The organism is Buchnera aphidicola (Nurudea yanoniella), assembly GCA_039829995.1.
Lineage (GTDB): Bacteria > Pseudomonadota > Gammaproteobacteria > Enterobacterales > Enterobacteriaceae > Buchnera_B > Buchnera_B aphidicola_AV.
In genome coordinates this window covers 139,743-156,992 of the sequence record CP140036.1, presented here as the reverse complement: position 1 = coordinate 156,992, position 17,250 = coordinate 139,743, and the positions used below count along the sequence as shown (strand labels likewise).

Genomic DNA, 17,250 nt, shown 5'->3' with positions numbered 1-17,250 from the left:
AATTATAAACTTTCTATTAAATTCAATATAGTAATTAATATTTAAATTAGTTCTACTGAAGACTTGATGATCAAAAAATTGACCCCATCTATGTATTATCTAAGCATATAATTTTGAAATATTTAATAAAAAATTATTGTTAAAAATTAGAAATAATGATTCCACCATTAAATTTTATATAGTTTATAGGAGCAATTTATGAGTAAAATAATTGGAATCGATTTAGGAACTACTAATTCCTGTATTGCAATTATGGATGGAAATAAAACACGTGTGTTAGAAAATTCAGAAGGCGATCGAACTACACCTTCAGTAATCGCATATACTAAAAACGAGGAAATTTTAATAGGAAAACCTGCCAAACGTCAAGCTATAACAAATCCGAACAATACATTATTTGCAATAAAACGTTTAATGGGAAGAAAATTCTCAGACGAAGAAGTACAACGTGATATTAAAATAATGCCATACAAAATAATTAAATCAGAAAATGGAGATGCTTGGATAAATATTCAACAAAAAAAACTCGCTCCTCCTCAAATTTCTGCAGAAATATTAAAAAAAATGAAAAAAACTGCAGAAGACTATCTAGGAGAACCTGTTACACAAGCAGTTATTACAGTTCCTGCTTATTTTAATGATGCTCAAAGACAAGCAACTAAAGATGCAGGAAAAATTGCAGGATTAGATGTAAAAAGAATTATTAATGAACCAACAGCTGCAGCATTAGCTTATGGTTTAGATAAAGACAAAGGAAACAAAATCATAGCAGTATATGATTTAGGAGGTGGAACATTTGATATCTCAATCATAGAAATAGATAACGTAGATCAAGAAAAAACTTTCGAAGTATTAGCTACAAACGGAGATACTCATCTTGGAGGAGAAGATTTTGATAGCCGACTTATCAATTATTTGTCTGAAGAATTTAAAAAAGACCAAGGAACTGATTTAAGAAATGATCCTCTTGCAATGCAACGATTAAAAGAAGCTGCAGAAAAAGCAAAAATTGAGTTATCTTCCACACAACAAACTGACGTAAATCTACCTTATATAACAGCAGATGCCAATGGGCCAAAACATTTAAATATAAAGGTAACTAGAACAAAATTAGAATCTCTTGTCGAAGATTTAATAGTTCGTTCTATAGAACCATTAAAAACTGCATTACAAGATGCAAAATTATCTATTTCAGATATTAATGATGTGATTTTAGTTGGTGGCCAAACAAGAATGCCACTGGTTCAAAAAAAAGTAGCTAATTTTTTCAAAAAAGAACCGCGCAAGGATGTTAATCCTGACGAAGCAGTAGCTGTCGGCGCTGCAGTACAAGGAGGCGTATTGTCGGGAGAAGTAAAAGATGTGTTATTATTAGATGTCACTCCCTTATCATTAGGAATAGAAACGATGGGTGGGGTAATGACAACGCTAATCAATAAAAATACAACTATTCCTACAAAACATAGCCAAGTATTTTCTACAGCAGAAGATAATCAAGCAGCTGTAACAATACACGTACTACAAGGAGAACGCAAACGATCAATAGATAACAAATCGTTAGGCCAATTTAATTTAGATGGTATTCAACCTGCTCCTAGAGGAATGCCTCAAATTGAAGTAACATTCGACATAGATGCAGATGGTATTTTACATGTATCAGCAAAAGATAAAAATACAGGAAAAGAACAAAAAATAACAATAAAAGCATCATCTGGATTAAATGAAACTGAAATTAAAAAAATGGTCTCTGATGCAGAAGCAAATTCTGAATCGGATAAAAAATTCGAAGAACTGGTAAAATTGAGAAACCAAGGAGATCAAATTTCTCATAATACTAGAAAACAATTAAACGATTCTGCTACAAAAATAACACCTAAAGATAAAGAAAATATCGAAAAATCTTTAAGTGAACTAGAAATCTCTCTAAAGGGAGAAAACAAATCTGATATAGAAGAAAAAATAAAAAATTTAATTCAACTTTCTTCTAAACTAATACAAGATACTAAAGAGTTTTCACAACCTAACTCCTCTAAAAATAATAATACTTCTTCACAACCTGAAGAAAACGTTGTAGATGCAGAATTTGAAGAAGTAAAAGATCCAAAAAAATAATATTTATTTATAAAATAATTTAAAAACTACAGCACGAGTGTAAAAATATTATACTCGTGAAATTATTTAAAATTAGGAAAAGAACGAATGTCAAAACAAGATTATTATAAAATTTTAGGGGTTAATCAATCATCTGATGAAAGAGATATAAAAACAGCATATAAAAAATTAGCTATGAAATATCATCCCGATAGAAATCAAGGTAATAAAACAGCAGAAGAAAAATTTAAAAAAATAAAAGAAGCTTATGAAGTGCTAAACGATGCAAAAAAAAGAGCTGCATATGATCAATATGGGCATGCTGCTTTCGAGCAAGGAAATTCAAATACTAGCACATTTACTCATAGCTTCAGTACTAATTCAGATTTTAGTGATATTTTTGGAGATGTTTTTGGTGATATATTTAATGGAAATAGAACACGAAAACCTTCAAAAGGATCTGATTTAAGATATAATATGCAACTAACTCTAGAAGAAGCCGTTCGAGGAGTTACAAAAAAAATCCGTATTCCAACTTTACAAACTTGTTCATCATGCTATGGACATGGTACTCAATCAAAATCTAAACCTCAAAATTGTCAAAAATGTCATGGAAGAGGGAATATACAAATGAGAAAGGGATTTTTTACAGTTCAGCAAACTTGTCCTCAATGTAAAGGAAAGGGTACCGTAATACAATTTCCATGCTACACATGTAGTGGCCATGGAAGAATAGAAAAACCAAAAATTTTATCAGTAAAAATTCCAGCTGGAGTTAATACCGATGATCGAATCCGTCTAAGCAATGAAGGAGAAGCAGGAGAAAACGGAGCTAATTCTGGAGATTTATATGTTCAAATAACAGTTAAAAAGCATCCAATTTTCGAGCGTGAAGAAAATAATTTATATTGTGAAGTACCAATTAACTTTTCTATGGCAGCTTTAGGTGGTAACATTGAAGTACCAACAATAGATGGAAAAGTTAAACTAAAAGTTCCGTCTGAAACACAATCAGGAAAATTATTTAGAATAAAAGAAAAAGGAGTAAAATCTATTCAAAGTAATAAAAAAGGGGATCTACTTTGTCGAATAATAGTTGAAACGCCAGTTAATCTTAATCAAACACAAAAACAACTTTTATATCAATTAGGAGAAAGTTTTGGAGGATTTAAAGGCGAAAAAAATAGTCCTCGATCAAAACGTTTTTTCGAAGGAGTGAGAAGGTTTTTTGATGATCTTACTAAATAAAATTCAAAAAATTTGCTTCTATATGAATTTTTATGGAAGCAAATTTTAAGAAATAAATACAAAATTTTTATTTAAACAAACTAGATTAATAATTTTATTTTATGCTCTAAATTAGATTTATGCCGAGCAGCTTTATTTTTATGAATCAAACCTTTAGTAGCATATCTATCTAAAATAGATTGCAATATTTTGAATTCGAATTTGGCTTTTTCTTTATTTCCTAAATATATTTCAGAATTTACTTTTTTTATAAATGTCTTAATTTTAGATTTATTACTAGCATTATAACGTCTTTTTTTTTCAGATTTTACTGCACTTTTTTTAGATGATTTTAAATTAGCCATAATAAACGTGTACTCCATATATAATGCTATATAATACATCAAAAAAATATTTATTAACATTATTAATGTATTGATAAAAACGTTTTTGCTATATTTACGTACTATTTCAAAGCACATTATTATGATTTTTAATAACTATTGAAATATCCTTAACACAAAATATTAAATTTAATCATTAATTAAAAAAATTATGAAAATAATACGTAATATAAATAATTTGAAGTTACCAACTACTTCCTGCATATTAACAATAGGAAATTTTGATGGAATACATTTAGGTCATCAAAAACTACTTAATTTAATTTGCAAAAAAAAAAAGAATACAAAAAGCCAACAACTATTATTTTGTTTGAACCACAACCTAAAGAATTTTTTTATCCTCATAATCCTCCTGTTCGGCTTACGAAATTTCGAGAAAAAATAAAATATTTATCTCGATGGAATATTGATACAATACTATGTATTTATTTTAATCACTATTTCTCTTTAATAAAACCTTGGGATTTTATAAAAAAAATAATAATAGAAAAACTAAATGTTTGTTTCTTAGCTGTTGGAAGTAACTTCTCATTTGGTGCTCAAAAAAAAGGAAATATTTCTTTATTAAAAAATATAGGAAAACATTATAATTTTGAAGTTTATGCTACAAAAATATTCAAAATACAAGGAATGGAAATAAGTAGTACAGCTATTAGAATAGCATTAGAAAATGATAATTTACAATTAGCTAAAAAACTTTTAGGACGATCTTTTAGTATTTCTGGAAAAGTAATCCATGGAAAAAAAAATGGAACTAACATAATTGGATTTCCTACAGCTAATATTACTTTACATAATAATACAGCACCTATTAATGGAGTATTTATCGTTAAAATATTTGTTTGTACCCTCAAAAAAACTTTTTTCGGAGTAGCGAATATTGGAACCCAACCTACTATATCTGGAATACAAAAAAAACTCGAAGTACATTTTATAAACATTTCAATCAATCTATATCAAAAATATATACAAGTTATCTTTATCAAAAAAATTCGAAACGAAATATTTTTTCCTTCTATACACGATCTACAAACTAGAATCAAACATGATATTAATATAGCTAATACATATGTTAAAAAACATTTCAATAATTTATTATAAAATATTTCATTAAAAAGAGAAAAACATGACTAATTATAAATCAACTTTAAATTTACCACATACTAATTTTTCTATGAAAGGAAATTTATCTAAAAAAGAAATAGAAATCCTTAAAAAATGGAAAGAAAATAATATTTATGAAATTATTAGAAAAACAAAACAAAAAAAAGAAAAATTTTTTTTACATGATGGACCGCCATATGCTAACGGAAATATCCACATTGGACATGCGGTAAATAAGATATTAAAAGACATTATAATAAAATCAAAAAATATGTCAGGATATAATGCGCCATATACTCCCTCTTGGGACTGTCATGGACTTCCTATCGAACATAAAATAGAAACCATAAACTCAAAATCAAAAAATAAAAGAAATTTTAGTTCTTTTCGTAATCAATGTAGAGAATATGCCAACCAACAGGTTAAAAACCAAAAACAAGAATTTATTAGATTAGGAATACTCGGAGATTGGGAACATGCATATTTAACTATGAACTTTAAAAATGAAGCACGTATTTTAAAAGTTTTCTCAAAAATGATAAAGCTTGGCTATGTTTATAGAGATTTTAAACCAGTTAATTGGTGTACTGATTGCAAATCAGCATTAGCAGAAGCAGAAGTAGAATATTATCCAAAATCATCAGTTTCTGCATATATAAAATTTCAAGCTCTTAATGACGATATTATAAAAAAAATATTTAAAGTTTCCAATTTAAATTATAAAATATACATAATAATTTGGACAACAACACTTTGGAGTTTGCCAGCGAACAAAGCTATTGCATTAAATCCTCATTTTAACTACCAACTTATTGAAACACAAAAACAAATACTAATACTATCTGAAAAATTAACTAAAAAGAACTTAAAAAAATTCGGAATTAAAAACTGGACAATTTTAAGTACAATATCTGGAAAACTTCTCGAAAATACAAAATTTTTACATCCATTTTTAAATATAAATGTTCCAATTGTTTTATCAAAACATGTTACATTAGATTTAGGAACCGGTGCAGTACATATAGCCCCAGAATTTGGAATGGACGACTATAAAATTAGCAAAAAATACAAAATTAGCATAACAAAAACGATTGATGGCAATGGAAACTATATTTCTGAAATCCACCCAAAACTAAATGGAATAAATCTCGTAAATTCTTCAAAAATTATAAAAAAATTATTAGATAAATATTTAATAAAAACTGAAATTCTCACCCATAATTATCCACATTGTTGGAGACATCGAACACCTATTATTTTTCGAGCTACTCAACAATGGTTCATTGCAATGGATCATAAAAACTTAAGAAATAATTGTATAGAACAAATTAAAAAAGTACAATGGATTCCAAGTTGGAGCAAAGATAACATGATCAATATGATATCTAATCGTCCAGATTGGTGTATATCTAGACAAAGATCATGGGGGGTTCCTATTACTATATTTTTCCATGAAAAAACAGGAAAATTACATCCTAAATTATTATTTATAATAAAAAGTGTTATAAAAGATGTAAAAAAAAATGGAATTCAAAGTTGGTTCGATATAAATTCAAAAAATTTACTAGGTAAAGAATCAAAAGACTATATTAAAACAGAAGATATTTTAGATATTTGGTTCGAATCTGGATCTATAATGATTTCTGATATATACGATGAAAAAATACATAATAAAAATATTTCTGATATATACATAGAAGGATCAGATCAACATAGAGGATGGTTTATGTCTTCTTTAATAATATCTACTGCTATAAATTCTATCTCTCCATACCGTACAGTAATTACTCATGGATTTGCTGTAGATGAAAAGGGGAAAAAAATGTCTAAATCTATCGGAAATACCATTCATCCAAATTATGTTATAAAAAAATATGGTGCTGATATATTAAGACTATGGGTAGCTTCTACTGATTATTCCAAAGATCTCTCTATTTCTGACATTATTCTTAAACAAATATCAGATACATATAGAAAAATCAGAAATACAGCTAGATTTCTTCTTTCAAATTTATATGATTTCTGTCCTAAAACAGAAATAATATCTTCTAAAAATATGTTAATACTCGATCGATGGGCAATAAATAAAACCTTAGAAACTCAAAAAAAAATAATAAAAAACTACGAAAATTATAATTTTCATGATGTAGTAAAAAATATAACATATTTTTGTTCTATAGAAATGAGTTCTTTTTATTTAGATATCATAAAAGATAGACAATATCTAACCAATTCTAAAAATATTGCAAGGAAAAGCTGTCAAACTACCATGTATTTAATTTTGCATGCATTAGTCAGATGGATAACACCAATTTTATCTTTTACTGCCGATGAACTTTGGGATCATTTACCAGGAAAAAAAGAAGATTTTGTGTTTACTGAAGAATGGTTTAAAAAATTGTTTTATTTAAAAAAAGAAGAAAAAATGAATAATCAATTTTGGAATACATTAATAGCTATTAAAACTGAAGTAAATAAAATATTAGATAATGCGCGAAAATACAAAAAAATAGGAAATTCTTTAGAATCATTAGTTATATTATATATTGATGAAGATATCCAAAACATGCTAAAACTATTAAAAAATGAATTAAAATTTTTATTTCTAGTATCAAAAATTCAAATAAAGAATTACTATTCTGCTCCTCATTATGCTACAAAAAGTAAATTCGTAAAACATCTCAAAATATATGTAGAAAAAATAAATGGAATAAAATGTATGCGATGTTGGCATATTATTTCCAAAAAAGAAGATATTGACAATAAATTAAAAATATGTAAAAGATGTGTTTCCAACGTCAAAGGACCAGGCGAAAATCGCAGATTTTTATAATGAAAAAATCACTAATTTTAAATATGATTATATTAATAAGTATTTTTAGTATAATAGTAATGTCAGACATTGTAAGCAAAAACTGGATAATTAATAACTATTCATTATTTGAAATAAAATCTATAAATTCAATATTAAATTTTTTTAGAATTCACAACTATGGATTAGCGTTTAGTATTTTTTCAAATATTAGTAAAGAAAACAAATGTTTTTTATTTTTAATAAACATTTTAACTATTATAATAATACTTAAAATTATATATTCTATGATACATAGTCATATATATTACAATATCCCTTATGTTTTAATTATAAGCGGAGCTATTGGAAATTTAATAAGTCGATTATATTTTGGTTTTGTAATAGATTTTATTGATATTCATTTTAAAAATTGGCATTCTGCCACTTTTAACATAGCAGATATTAGTATTTGTATAGGGTGCATTTTTTTGTTATATATTTATTTTTTTGAAAAAAATAAATGATACATATACATATTATCAATATATAACTGATAACATTTATAAATTTATAATAATTACATACAATTACATGAAAACAACACAATATAATAATATATATGAATATTTTTTTAGCAAATCCAAGAGGATTTTGTGCAGGAGTAAAACGTGCAATTAATATTGTTACTATGGCATTAAAAATTTATGGAAAACCTATTTATGTAAATCATGAAATAGTTCACAATACTTATGTAATAAAACATCTAGAATCTAAAGGGGTTATTTTTAACAAAAATATTGATACTATTCCAAAAGGAGCGATTTTTATATTTTCAGCTCACGGAGTATCTAAACATATTGAAGAAAAAGCGAAAAGAAGAAAACTTAAAATAATTGATGCAACTTGTCCTCTTGTCAAAAAAGTACATAGAGAAGTATCTAAAGCTAGTAAACTAAATTTTGAAGCTATACTTATTGGCACTTCTAAACATCCAGAAATAAACGGTACGCTAGGTCAATATACTAATAAAAATGGAAATATTTATCTTATACAATCAATTGAAGATATTTCAAAATTAAAAATAAAAAATCCAAATAAAATCATGTTAATGACTCAAACTACACTTTCCTACAATAAAATAAATCCTATTATTAAAAAATTATATGAAAAATATCCTAACATAAAAAAACCTAAAAATTCCGATATTTGTTATGCTACTATTAATAGACAAAAAGCAGTAAAAAATCTTTTAAAACTATCTGATTCTATTATTATAATAGGATCTAAACATTCTTCTAATTCTAACCAACTACTTAGAATTGCAAAAGAAACCAACAAAAACTCTACTTTAATAGATTCTCATCATGAAATTAATACAATTTATTGGATTAACAAAGTAAAATCCATTGGAATAGCTGCTGGTGCATCTACTCCAAATATTATTATACAAAACGTAATAAAAGAACTAAGAAAAACATATAAAAACAATAACATACAAGAAATTTTAGGAATACAAGAAAATATTAAATTTCATATTCCTAAAGAGCTCAACAATAAAATATAAAAATAAAAATACTTTATAGGAATAAAAATGCAAAATACAATATTTAAAATTGCCATTTCAGGTGTCTTAGGAAAAATGGGGAAAAATATAGTTAAAGAAATATATAGAAACGAGAATAAATGTATGTATCTAAGTGCTGCTATAGTAAAAAAAGGAAATATTTCGACAAAAAAAAATATAGGAAAAATTATAGGAATAAAAAATTCTAATATTTTTATTAACGACTCTTTAGAGAAAGAAATAAATAACTTTGATATTCTTATAGATTTCACTAATCCTAAAAGCACAATAGAAAATTTAAAAATTTGTTCTAAATATAATAAAAAAATTGTAATCGGTACTACAGGATTATCTAATCAAGATATAAAAACAATTGAAATATTATCAAAAAAAATAGGAATTGTTCTTTCATCTAATTATAGCATTGGAATTAATTTAATATTTCACTTGATAAAAAAAATAACTTCTACTATAGGAAGACATTCTGATATTGAAATTATTGAGGCACATCATCGCAATAAGAAAGATGCTCCTTCTGGAACAGCTATAGAAATGGGAAAAATAATATCTAATGCAATGAATTGGGATTTTCAAAAAGCAGCAATATATGAGAGAAAAAACATAGTAGAAGCAAGAAAAAAAAATACAATTGGTTTTTCAACAATAAGAGGAGGTGATATAATAGGAGATCATACAGCAATTTTTGCAAGTTTAGGAGAACAAATTGAAATAAAACATAGAGCTACTAACAGATCAATTTTTGCAAAAGGAGCAATAAAAGCTGCGAACTGGCTAATGTCAACAAATAAAATAGGATTGTTCAATATGCAAGATGTATTAAATATATAATTTCATTTGTACGTTTCAAATAATTTAAAAAATTATAATAAATATTCACTAAAATATACCAAATGTTAAAATTCTTATTGGAGAAAACTTTGAATATAGCAGAAATGTCATTACCAGAAGCTATTTTAATTTTAGAAAATGGGACTATTTTTTATGGAAAATCAATAGGTATATTAGGAGAAACTTTTGGTGAAGTTGTATTCAATACATCTATGACCGGATATCAAGAAATTTTAACAGATCCTTCTTATTTAAATCAAATTATTACGTTTACTTACCCTCATATAGGAAATGTCGGGGTAAATTCAGACGATTGTGAATCTAATATAATTCATGCAAAAGGATTAATTATTCGAGATCTTTCAACTATATCTAGTAACTATAGAAGCGAAACAAATTTATCAAAATATTTAATTAAAAATAAAATTATAGCTATTTCTAATATTGATACAAGAAAATTAACTAAAATTCTAAGAAATTTAGGATCTCAATACGGATATATTACTACTAAAAAAACATTTAATATTCCTAAAACTTTAAAAAAAATTCAAAAATTACATAATTCGTTCGAAATAGATTTAGCAAGCAAAATAAGTACGAAGATTCCTTATATATGGAAATCAAACAATACCCACGTTAAAAAATATAGAAACATTTCATTTCTTAAAAAAAGATATCGATTTCATGTAGTAGTATACGATTTTGGAGTAAAAAAAAATATATTAAATATATTATCAGATAGACAATGTTATCTAACTATTGTTCCTGCACACACTCCCGCGGAAGAAGTTTTAAAATTATTGCCAAATGGAATATTTTTATCTAATGGTCCAGGAGATCCAAGACCATGTTATTACGCTATCAATGCAATTAAAGAATTCTTAGAAATTAACATTCCTATTTTTGGAATTTGTTTAGGACATCAGTTATTAGCTTTATCTAGTGGCGCAAAAATAATGAAAATGAAATTTGGACATCATGGAGGAAACCATCCCGTAAAAAACTTAATTTCTGATACTGTAATAATTACTTCGCAAAATCATAACTTCACAGTAGATCCGATTAATCTCCCAAAAAATATCCAAATTACTCACATTTCTCTTTTTGATGGTAGTATACAAGGTTTACAAAGAAAAGATAAAAATGCATTTAGTTTTCAAGGTCATCCAGAAGCTAGTCCCGGTCCTCATGATTCTATATCACTCTTCGATAAATTTATAAATTTTTTAAAAAACTACAAATAAAACGTTAAAAATAAAGAGGAAAAATGCCAAAACGTACCGATATACAATCTATTTTAATCCTAGGATCAGGTCCAATCATTATTGGGCAAGCATGTGAGTTCGATTATGCTGGAACGCAAGCATGCAAATCTTTAAAAGAGCTTGGATATAAAATTATTTTAGTAAATTCTAATCCAGCTACTATTATGACAGACCCTGAAATATCTGATGTTACATATATTGAACCTATTCATTGGAAAATAGTTGAAAAAATTATAAAAAAAGAAAAACCTGATGCAATACTACCTACTATGGGCGGACAAACTGCTTTAAATTGTTCTTTAGACCTTGACAAATATGGAATATTAAAAAAATTCAAAGTAGAAATGATAGGGGCTACTGTTCAATCAATAAAAAAAGCAGAAAATAGAAAATTATTCGAAAAATCTATGAAAAAAATAGGATTAAACACTGCAAAATCAGAAATAATAAATAATATGGAAACAGCATCAAAAGCTATTAAAAAAATAGGATTTCCAGCTATTATTCGTCCTTCTTTTACTATGGGTGGAACTGGAGGGGGTATTGCATATAATTATGAAGAATTTAAGAACATTTGTGAACAAGGTTTGAATTTATCTCCTTCAAAACAATTACTGATAGACGAATCTTTAATAGGTTGGAAAGAATATGAAATGGAAGTGGTACGAGATAAAAAAGACAATTGCATTATTGTATGCTCAATCGAAAACTTTGATCCTATGGGAATACATACAGGAGATTCCATTACCGTTGCTCCTTCACAAACTCTAACAGATAAAGAATATCAAATCATGAGAAATGCATCAATATCTATTCTCAGAGAAATAGGTGTAGAAACTGGAGGAGCTAATGTTCAATTCGCAATAAACCCCAATAATGGAAAAATGATTGTTATAGAAATGAATCCTCGAGTCTCTAGATCATCTGCATTAGCTTCTAAAGCTACAGGATTTCCCATTGCAAAAATTGCAGCAAAATTAGCTATAGGATATACATTGGATGAACTAAATAACGACTTAATAGGAAAAAATACCACTGCATCATTCGAACCAGTCATAGACTATATAGTTACAAAAATACCTAGATTCAACTTTGAAAAATTTTTAGGATGTAATGATAGACTAACTACACAAATGAAATCTGTTGGAGAAGTTATGGCTATCGGAAGAACTTTTCAAGAATCTTTACAAAAAGCTATGATAGGACTAGAAATTGGAGCAAGCGGCTTCGATCAAAAAATAAAAGGAAATTCATTAAAAAACATACAAAAAATTTATTATGAATTAAGAGAAGCAGGTCCAGATAGACTATGGTACATCGGAGATGCATTTCGTTTAGGCATATCTTTAAAAAAAATTTTTCAATTAACACTCATTGATAAATGGTTCTTAAATCAAATTAAAGAACTTATAGAAATAGAAAAATATATACAAAATATAAATATAAAAAATATCAATTATACTTATTTTAAATTTCTCAAAAGAAAAGGATTTTCAGATCTAAGAATTTCTATTCTAACTAAGAAATCTGAAAAAGAAATTAGAAATATAAGAAATAATCTAAATTTATATCCAGTGTATAAAAGAATTGATACTTGTGCAGCTGAATTTGCAAGCGAAACAGCCTATATGTATTCTACATGGGAAGACGAATGCGAATCAAATCCAGTTAAAAGAAATAAAAAAATTATTATTATAGGCGGGGGACCTAATAGAATAGGGCAGGGAATTGAATTTGATTATTGTTGCGTACATGCATCATTAGCATTACAAGAAAATGGATTCGAAACTATTATGATTAACTGTAATCCAGAGACTGTATCAACTGATTATGATATTTCAAATAGACTATATTTTGAACCAATAACATTAGAAACAATATTAAATATCGTAAAAATAGAAAACCCTAGTGGAATTATTATTCAATATGGCGGACAAACACCATTAAAATTAGCAAAAGAACTAGAAAAAGAAGGAATTACTATTATAGGAACTAATTCTAATTCAATTGATAGAGCAGAAAATCGTAAACATTTTCAAAAAGTTGTATCTAATTTAGGATTAATACAACCTTCTAATGCTACTGTAACAAATTTACAAGATGCTCTATTACAAGCTAAATATATCAAATATCCTATTATGATTAGACCATCTTATGTATTGGGTGGACGAGCAATGGAAATAATTTATAACGAACATGATTTAAAAGAATATTTCAAAAATTCTGTAGCCTATAATAACAAAGATCCTATTCTATTGGATCATTATTTAGATAATGCAATAGAAGTTGATGTAGATGCAATTTGCGATGGAAAAGATGTTCTAATTGGAGGAATTATGGAACACATTGAACAAGCAGGAATTCATTCAGGAGACTCAGCATGTTCTCTTCCCGCTCACACTTTAAACGAAAATATACTAAATTCTATTAGATTTCAAGTTAAAAAACTCGCTTTTTCACTATCTATAAAAGGTTTAATAAATGTGCAATTCGCAATAAAAAATAAAAAAATATATATATTAGAAGTCAATCCTAGAGCAGCAAGAACTATTCCATTTATTTCTAAAGCTACTGGAATGGCATTAGCAAAAATAGCTGCGCGAGTTATGACTGGAATAACTTTATTACAACAAGGCCATACACGAGAAATAATTCCACCTTTTCACTCAGTAAAAGAAGTTGTACTCCCTTTTAATAAATTTCAAGGATCTATTCCTATACTAGGACCTGAAATGAAATCCACTGGAGAAGTCATGGGAATGGGAAAAAATTTTTCTGAAGCATTTTCAAAAGCAATGCTTGGCGCTCAAATAGATATGAAAAAATCTGGAAGAGTTTTGTTATCTGTAAAAAATAGTGATAAAAACCGAATTTTTAATTTAGCTAATAAACTTAAAAAAATAGGATTTAAAATAGATGCGACAGTAGGAACTGCAAAAATACTCAAAAGAAATGGAATACATGTCAGAATAGTGAATAAAGTTAATGAACGCAGACCTCATGTTCAAGATCGTATAAAGAATGGAGAATATGTTTATATAATAAATACTAATGATTGTAATCAAACTATAATTGATTCTAAAACAATTTGCCAAAATGCTTTGCAATATCATGTTCATTATGATACTACCTTAAATGGAGCTTTAGCTACAGTCATGGCTATTAAAGAATGTCCTACAAAAAATGTTACATCTTTGCAAGATAGACATAAAATGATCTTACAACAATAATTCGTAAATATTGTATACCGTATTTTAAAATTTTAACTCAAATATAATAATAATCATCTAAAAAATAATATGAAAATTAGCATTATTGCTGCAATATCAAAAAATTTTGTAATTGGATGCAATGGTTCCATACCTTGGAATTTACCACTAGATTTAAAATGGTTTAAAAAACATACCTTAAAAAAAAGTGTCATAATGGGACGAAAAACTTGGAATTCCATTAAATCCGAATTACCGATGAGACAAAAAATAGTATTAACCCACAAAAAAAATTACAAATTTAATAACGTAATTTTCGCAAATTCTATCCATGAAGCTATTGAACTAGCAACAAACAAAAATGAAATAATGATTATTGGAGGAGGAACATTATATGCGCAAACACTTCCTATGGCTAATAAACTTTATTTGACCAAGATAAATATTTTTGTTCAAGGAGATACTTATTTTCCACAATACAAACATATGGGTTGGGAAACGATATTTTCAGAAAATCATATAACAAATTTAGAAAATAAATATAACTTTCAATTTAAAATTCTAAAAAGAACCTAAAAAACAAAATAAACATTTAAAGTCTTTTTTGAGCGGGTTGACTAAACCATTTACTATCTTCCAATCTAAACATACTCAAATATCCACCCCAACAACATCCAGTATCCAAAGAAATAATTTTAGGAGATACTATATTTTTTTTTAAAGAAGCCCAATGACCAAAAAATAAAATGTAGTCTTGTAAACTATTATTTTTTATTGAAAACCAAGGTATTAACGGATAAGTATCAATAGATGGCGATTTCTTACATTCCATATCTAATGTTCCATCATTAAAACAATATCTCATTCTTGTGAACACATTTAAACTAAAACTTAAACGATTTAATTTACGACATGAGTTATCAATGTAATTTACTATTGCATTATTAAATATACCTCTAAGTAATATATCATAATTTATATTACACAGAAAAGATCCTAATTTATCAGAATACATTCGGGATACATCAATATCCCAATAAGGATGTATACCAGCATGCACCATAATAATTTTTCTTTTTTTATCAATTTGCAATAAAGGCTGTTTTCGTAACCAATTAATTAAAATATCAATATCTTTAGCTTTTAAAATATCAGATATAATATAATCATTAAATCTTTTATATTTATTTTGTGTATAAGAAAAAATCAAATTCAGATCATGATTGCCTAAAACTAATCGTGCATGAGAACCTAAACTAGAAATAAATCGCATTACTTCAATAGAATTAGGCCCTCTGTTTATTAAATCACCAGTGGACCATAAATAATCTAATTTTTCATCAAATGATATTTTTTCTAATAATTTCATTAATTCATAATAACATCCATGAATGTCACCTACAAAATATGTACTCATATATTCTGCCTATAAATACTTTTTTATACAATTATTTAAACTCACATCCTTAAAAATTATTACTATAATAATTAACTTATATAATTTGAAAGCATAAAATACTGTTCTACTGACAAATCTTCAGCACGCAACTTAGGATCAATATGTAAACTTATCAAAATATCTTCGTTAAACAAACTAGATAAACTATTTTTTATTATTTTTCTACGTTGACTAAAAGCTAATGTAGTAATCTTTTGTAAATTTTTTACGTTCGTAACAATATCCTTATTATTTTTACAGGGAACAAATTTTAAAAAAGTTGAATTAACTTTAGGAATCGGTTTGAACGATTCAGGAAATATATCAAATAAACGTATTATTTTGCAAAAATATTGAGAAATAATACTGAGTTTTCCATAGTCTTTAGTTCCTGGAACAGCTAATAATCTATTTGCTACTTCTTTTTGAAGCATAAAGTACATATCGCAAATAATATTGTTATATTTAAAAAAATATAGTAACAATTCTATTGAAATATTATATGGTAAATTTCCGAAAATTCGTATTGATTCATATCTTTTTCTATTTATACATGAAAAATTGAACTTTAACGCATTTTTTGAAAAAACCTGTATATTACTAACATTTTTATACAATAAAAATAATTTATGTGCTAAGTGTTTATCATATTCTATCAAAAATAATTTACATGGAAATTTAGAAGTATCATATGTTAATGCACCTAATCCCGGCCCAATTTCTATCATTATGTCTCGTTTTTTAGGATTCATGCTAGAAATAATTTTATTAACTACACATTGATCTATTAAAAAATGTTGTCCTAAATGTTTTTTTAAAAAATACTTGTCAAATTCTAATTTAGTCATAAAGTTAATATTAATTAATATTACAATTTATTTGTTAAAAATAAAATATTTTCATATTAATAAAATTCTAAATATTAATTTAATTTAAAGTTTTTAGAAACTTATTATATATTTTAAAAATAGCTTTAATATTTTTTAAATTACATTTTTAAATAAATATATCTTACTAAAATATCAGTAATCAAGTAAAAATTATAAATAATACTTCTTGAGATTATAAACAATTTTATATACTATAAATACAATTGATTTTCAATACAACAAAAATTTTTTAAAATATAAAAAATTTACATATAAAACTCTAAATAAAAAAAATATTAGCAATATTAAATTGAAATTAACAAATTTTGATAAATATTTCTTAAAAAATTTAAATAAAATTATTTAAATACATTTAAACATTATTTGTATCTTAATTAATACTATTATAAATGAAAATTTTATAAATACAAAAATG

Annotated in this window: 13 protein-coding genes; 10 read left to right on the top strand and 3 right to left on the bottom strand. The window is 26.0% G+C overall.

Annotated features, from left to right (window positions below):
- The first annotated feature begins 198 nt into the window (after positions 1 to 198).
- Together dnaK and dnaJ are read left to right on the top strand one after the other, a co-directional pair.
- On the top strand, positions 199 to 2,112 hold the full coding sequence (dnaK, locus tag U0T64_00715; protein ID XBC41390.1) for a molecular chaperone DnaK: 1,914 nt from the start codon (positions 199 to 201) through the stop codon (positions 2,110 to 2,112).
- Positions 2,113 to 2,199: 87 nt separating this feature from the next.
- Positions 2,200 to 3,339: a molecular chaperone DnaJ gene (gene dnaJ, locus U0T64_00710; protein XBC41389.1), complete on the top strand. Its 1,140-nt coding sequence runs from the start codon at positions 2,200 to 2,202 to the stop codon at positions 3,337 to 3,339.
- A gap of 80 nt (positions 3,340 to 3,419) precedes the next feature.
- On the opposite strand, the gene rpsT is transcribed toward dnaJ, so the two are convergent.
- Positions 3,420 to 3,683: a 30S ribosomal protein S20 gene (rpsT, locus tag U0T64_00705; protein XBC41388.1), complete on the bottom strand. Its 264-nt coding sequence runs from the start codon at positions 3,681 to 3,683 to the stop codon at positions 3,420 to 3,422.
- 303 nt (positions 3,684 to 3,986) lie between these two features.
- On the opposite strand from rpsT, the gene ribF reads away from it, so the two are divergent.
- The 8 genes from ribF to folA all read left to right on the top strand — a co-directional run bounded on the left by ribF (position 3,987) and on the right by folA (position 15,083).
- On the top strand, positions 3,987 to 4,823 hold the full coding sequence (ribF, locus tag U0T64_00700) for a bifunctional riboflavin kinase/FAD synthetase (protein ID XBC41387.1): 837 nt from the start codon (positions 3,987 to 3,989) through the stop codon (positions 4,821 to 4,823).
- A gap of 25 nt (positions 4,824 to 4,848) precedes the next feature.
- Complete coding sequence (gene ileS / locus U0T64_00695; protein XBC41386.1) at positions 4,849 to 7,659, top strand: isoleucine--tRNA ligase; 2,811 nt, start codon at positions 4,849 to 4,851, stop codon at positions 7,657 to 7,659.
- Positions 7,660 to 7,718: 59 nt separating this feature from the next.
- Positions 7,719 to 8,144 carry a signal peptidase II gene (gene lspA / locus U0T64_00690; GenBank protein ID XBC41385.1) on the top strand — a complete coding sequence of 142 codons (426 nt, stop codon included), beginning with the start codon at positions 7,719 to 7,721 and terminating at the stop codon, positions 8,142 to 8,144.
- A 95-nt stretch (positions 8,145 to 8,239) separates the two neighbouring features.
- On the top strand, positions 8,240 to 9,184 hold the full coding sequence (ispH, locus tag U0T64_00685; GenBank protein XBC41384.1) for a 4-hydroxy-3-methylbut-2-enyl diphosphate reductase: 945 nt from the start codon (positions 8,240 to 8,242) through the stop codon (positions 9,182 to 9,184).
- 27 nt (positions 9,185 to 9,211) lie between these two features.
- Positions 9,212 to 10,033 (top strand): 4-hydroxy-tetrahydrodipicolinate reductase, encoded by an 822-nt coding sequence (dapB, locus tag U0T64_00680; GenBank protein XBC41383.1) that lies wholly within the window; start codon positions 9,212 to 9,214, stop codon positions 10,031 to 10,033.
- Between the two features lie 104 nt (positions 10,034 to 10,137).
- Positions 10,138 to 11,277 (top strand): glutamine-hydrolyzing carbamoyl-phosphate synthase small subunit, encoded by a 1,140-nt coding sequence (gene carA, locus U0T64_00675; GenBank protein ID XBC41512.1) that lies wholly within the window; start codon positions 10,138 to 10,140, stop codon positions 11,275 to 11,277.
- 23 nt (positions 11,278 to 11,300) lie between these two features.
- On the top strand, positions 11,301 to 14,528 hold the full coding sequence (gene carB, locus U0T64_00670) for a carbamoyl-phosphate synthase large subunit (GenBank protein XBC41382.1): 3,228 nt from the start codon (positions 11,301 to 11,303) through the stop codon (positions 14,526 to 14,528).
- 69 nt (positions 14,529 to 14,597) lie between these two features.
- Positions 14,598 to 15,083 (top strand): type 3 dihydrofolate reductase, encoded by a 486-nt coding sequence (folA, locus tag U0T64_00665; GenBank protein XBC41381.1) that lies wholly within the window; start codon positions 14,598 to 14,600, stop codon positions 15,081 to 15,083.
- A gap of 16 nt (positions 15,084 to 15,099) precedes the next feature.
- On the opposite strand, the gene U0T64_00660 is transcribed toward folA, so the two are convergent.
- Positions 15,100 to 15,924 (bottom strand): symmetrical bis(5'-nucleosyl)-tetraphosphatase, encoded by an 825-nt coding sequence (locus U0T64_00660; protein XBC41380.1) that lies wholly within the window; start codon positions 15,922 to 15,924, stop codon positions 15,100 to 15,102.
- A 71-nt stretch (positions 15,925 to 15,995) separates the two neighbouring features.
- The gene (rsmA, locus tag U0T64_00655) at positions 15,996 to 16,793 is read right to left on the bottom strand and encodes a 16S rRNA (adenine(1518)-N(6)/adenine(1519)-N(6))-dimethyltransferase RsmA (protein ID XBC41379.1); all 798 of its coding nucleotides are present in this window, start codon (positions 16,791 to 16,793) and stop codon (positions 15,996 to 15,998) included.
- Positions 16,794 to 17,250: the final 457 nt, after the last annotated feature.

Excerpts from the sequence above, each read along its gene's own strand:
- carA (XBC41512.1), top strand. The coding sequence starts at position 10,138 with ATGTCATTACCAGAAGCTATTTTAATTTTAGAAAATGGGACTATTTTT.
- ileS (XBC41386.1), top strand. The coding sequence starts at position 4,849 with ATGACTAATTATAAATCAACTTTAAATTTACCACATACTAATTTTTCT.
- carB (XBC41382.1), top strand. The coding sequence starts at position 11,301 with ATGCCAAAACGTACCGATATACAATCTATTTTAATCCTAGGATCAGGT.
- rsmA (XBC41379.1), bottom strand. The coding sequence starts at position 16,793 with ATGACTAAATTAGAATTTGACAAGTATTTTTTAAAAAAACATTTAGGA.
- rpsT (XBC41388.1), bottom strand. The coding sequence starts at position 3,683 with ATGGCTAATTTAAAATCATCTAAAAAAAGTGCAGTAAAATCTGAAAAA.
- dnaJ (XBC41389.1), top strand. The coding sequence starts at position 2,200 with ATGTCAAAACAAGATTATTATAAAATTTTAGGGGTTAATCAATCATCT.
- lspA (XBC41385.1), top strand. The coding sequence starts at position 7,719 with ATGTCAGACATTGTAAGCAAAAACTGGATAATTAATAACTATTCATTA.
- dnaK (XBC41390.1), top strand. The coding sequence starts at position 199 with ATGAGTAAAATAATTGGAATCGATTTAGGAACTACTAATTCCTGTATT.
- dapB (XBC41383.1), top strand. The coding sequence starts at position 9,212 with ATGCAAAATACAATATTTAAAATTGCCATTTCAGGTGTCTTAGGAAAA.
- folA (XBC41381.1), top strand. The coding sequence starts at position 14,598 with ATGAAAATTAGCATTATTGCTGCAATATCAAAAAATTTTGTAATTGGA.
- ispH (XBC41384.1), top strand. The coding sequence starts at position 8,240 with ATGAATATTTTTTTAGCAAATCCAAGAGGATTTTGTGCAGGAGTAAAA.
- U0T64_00660 (XBC41380.1), bottom strand. The coding sequence starts at position 15,924 with ATGAGTACATATTTTGTAGGTGACATTCATGGATGTTATTATGAATTA.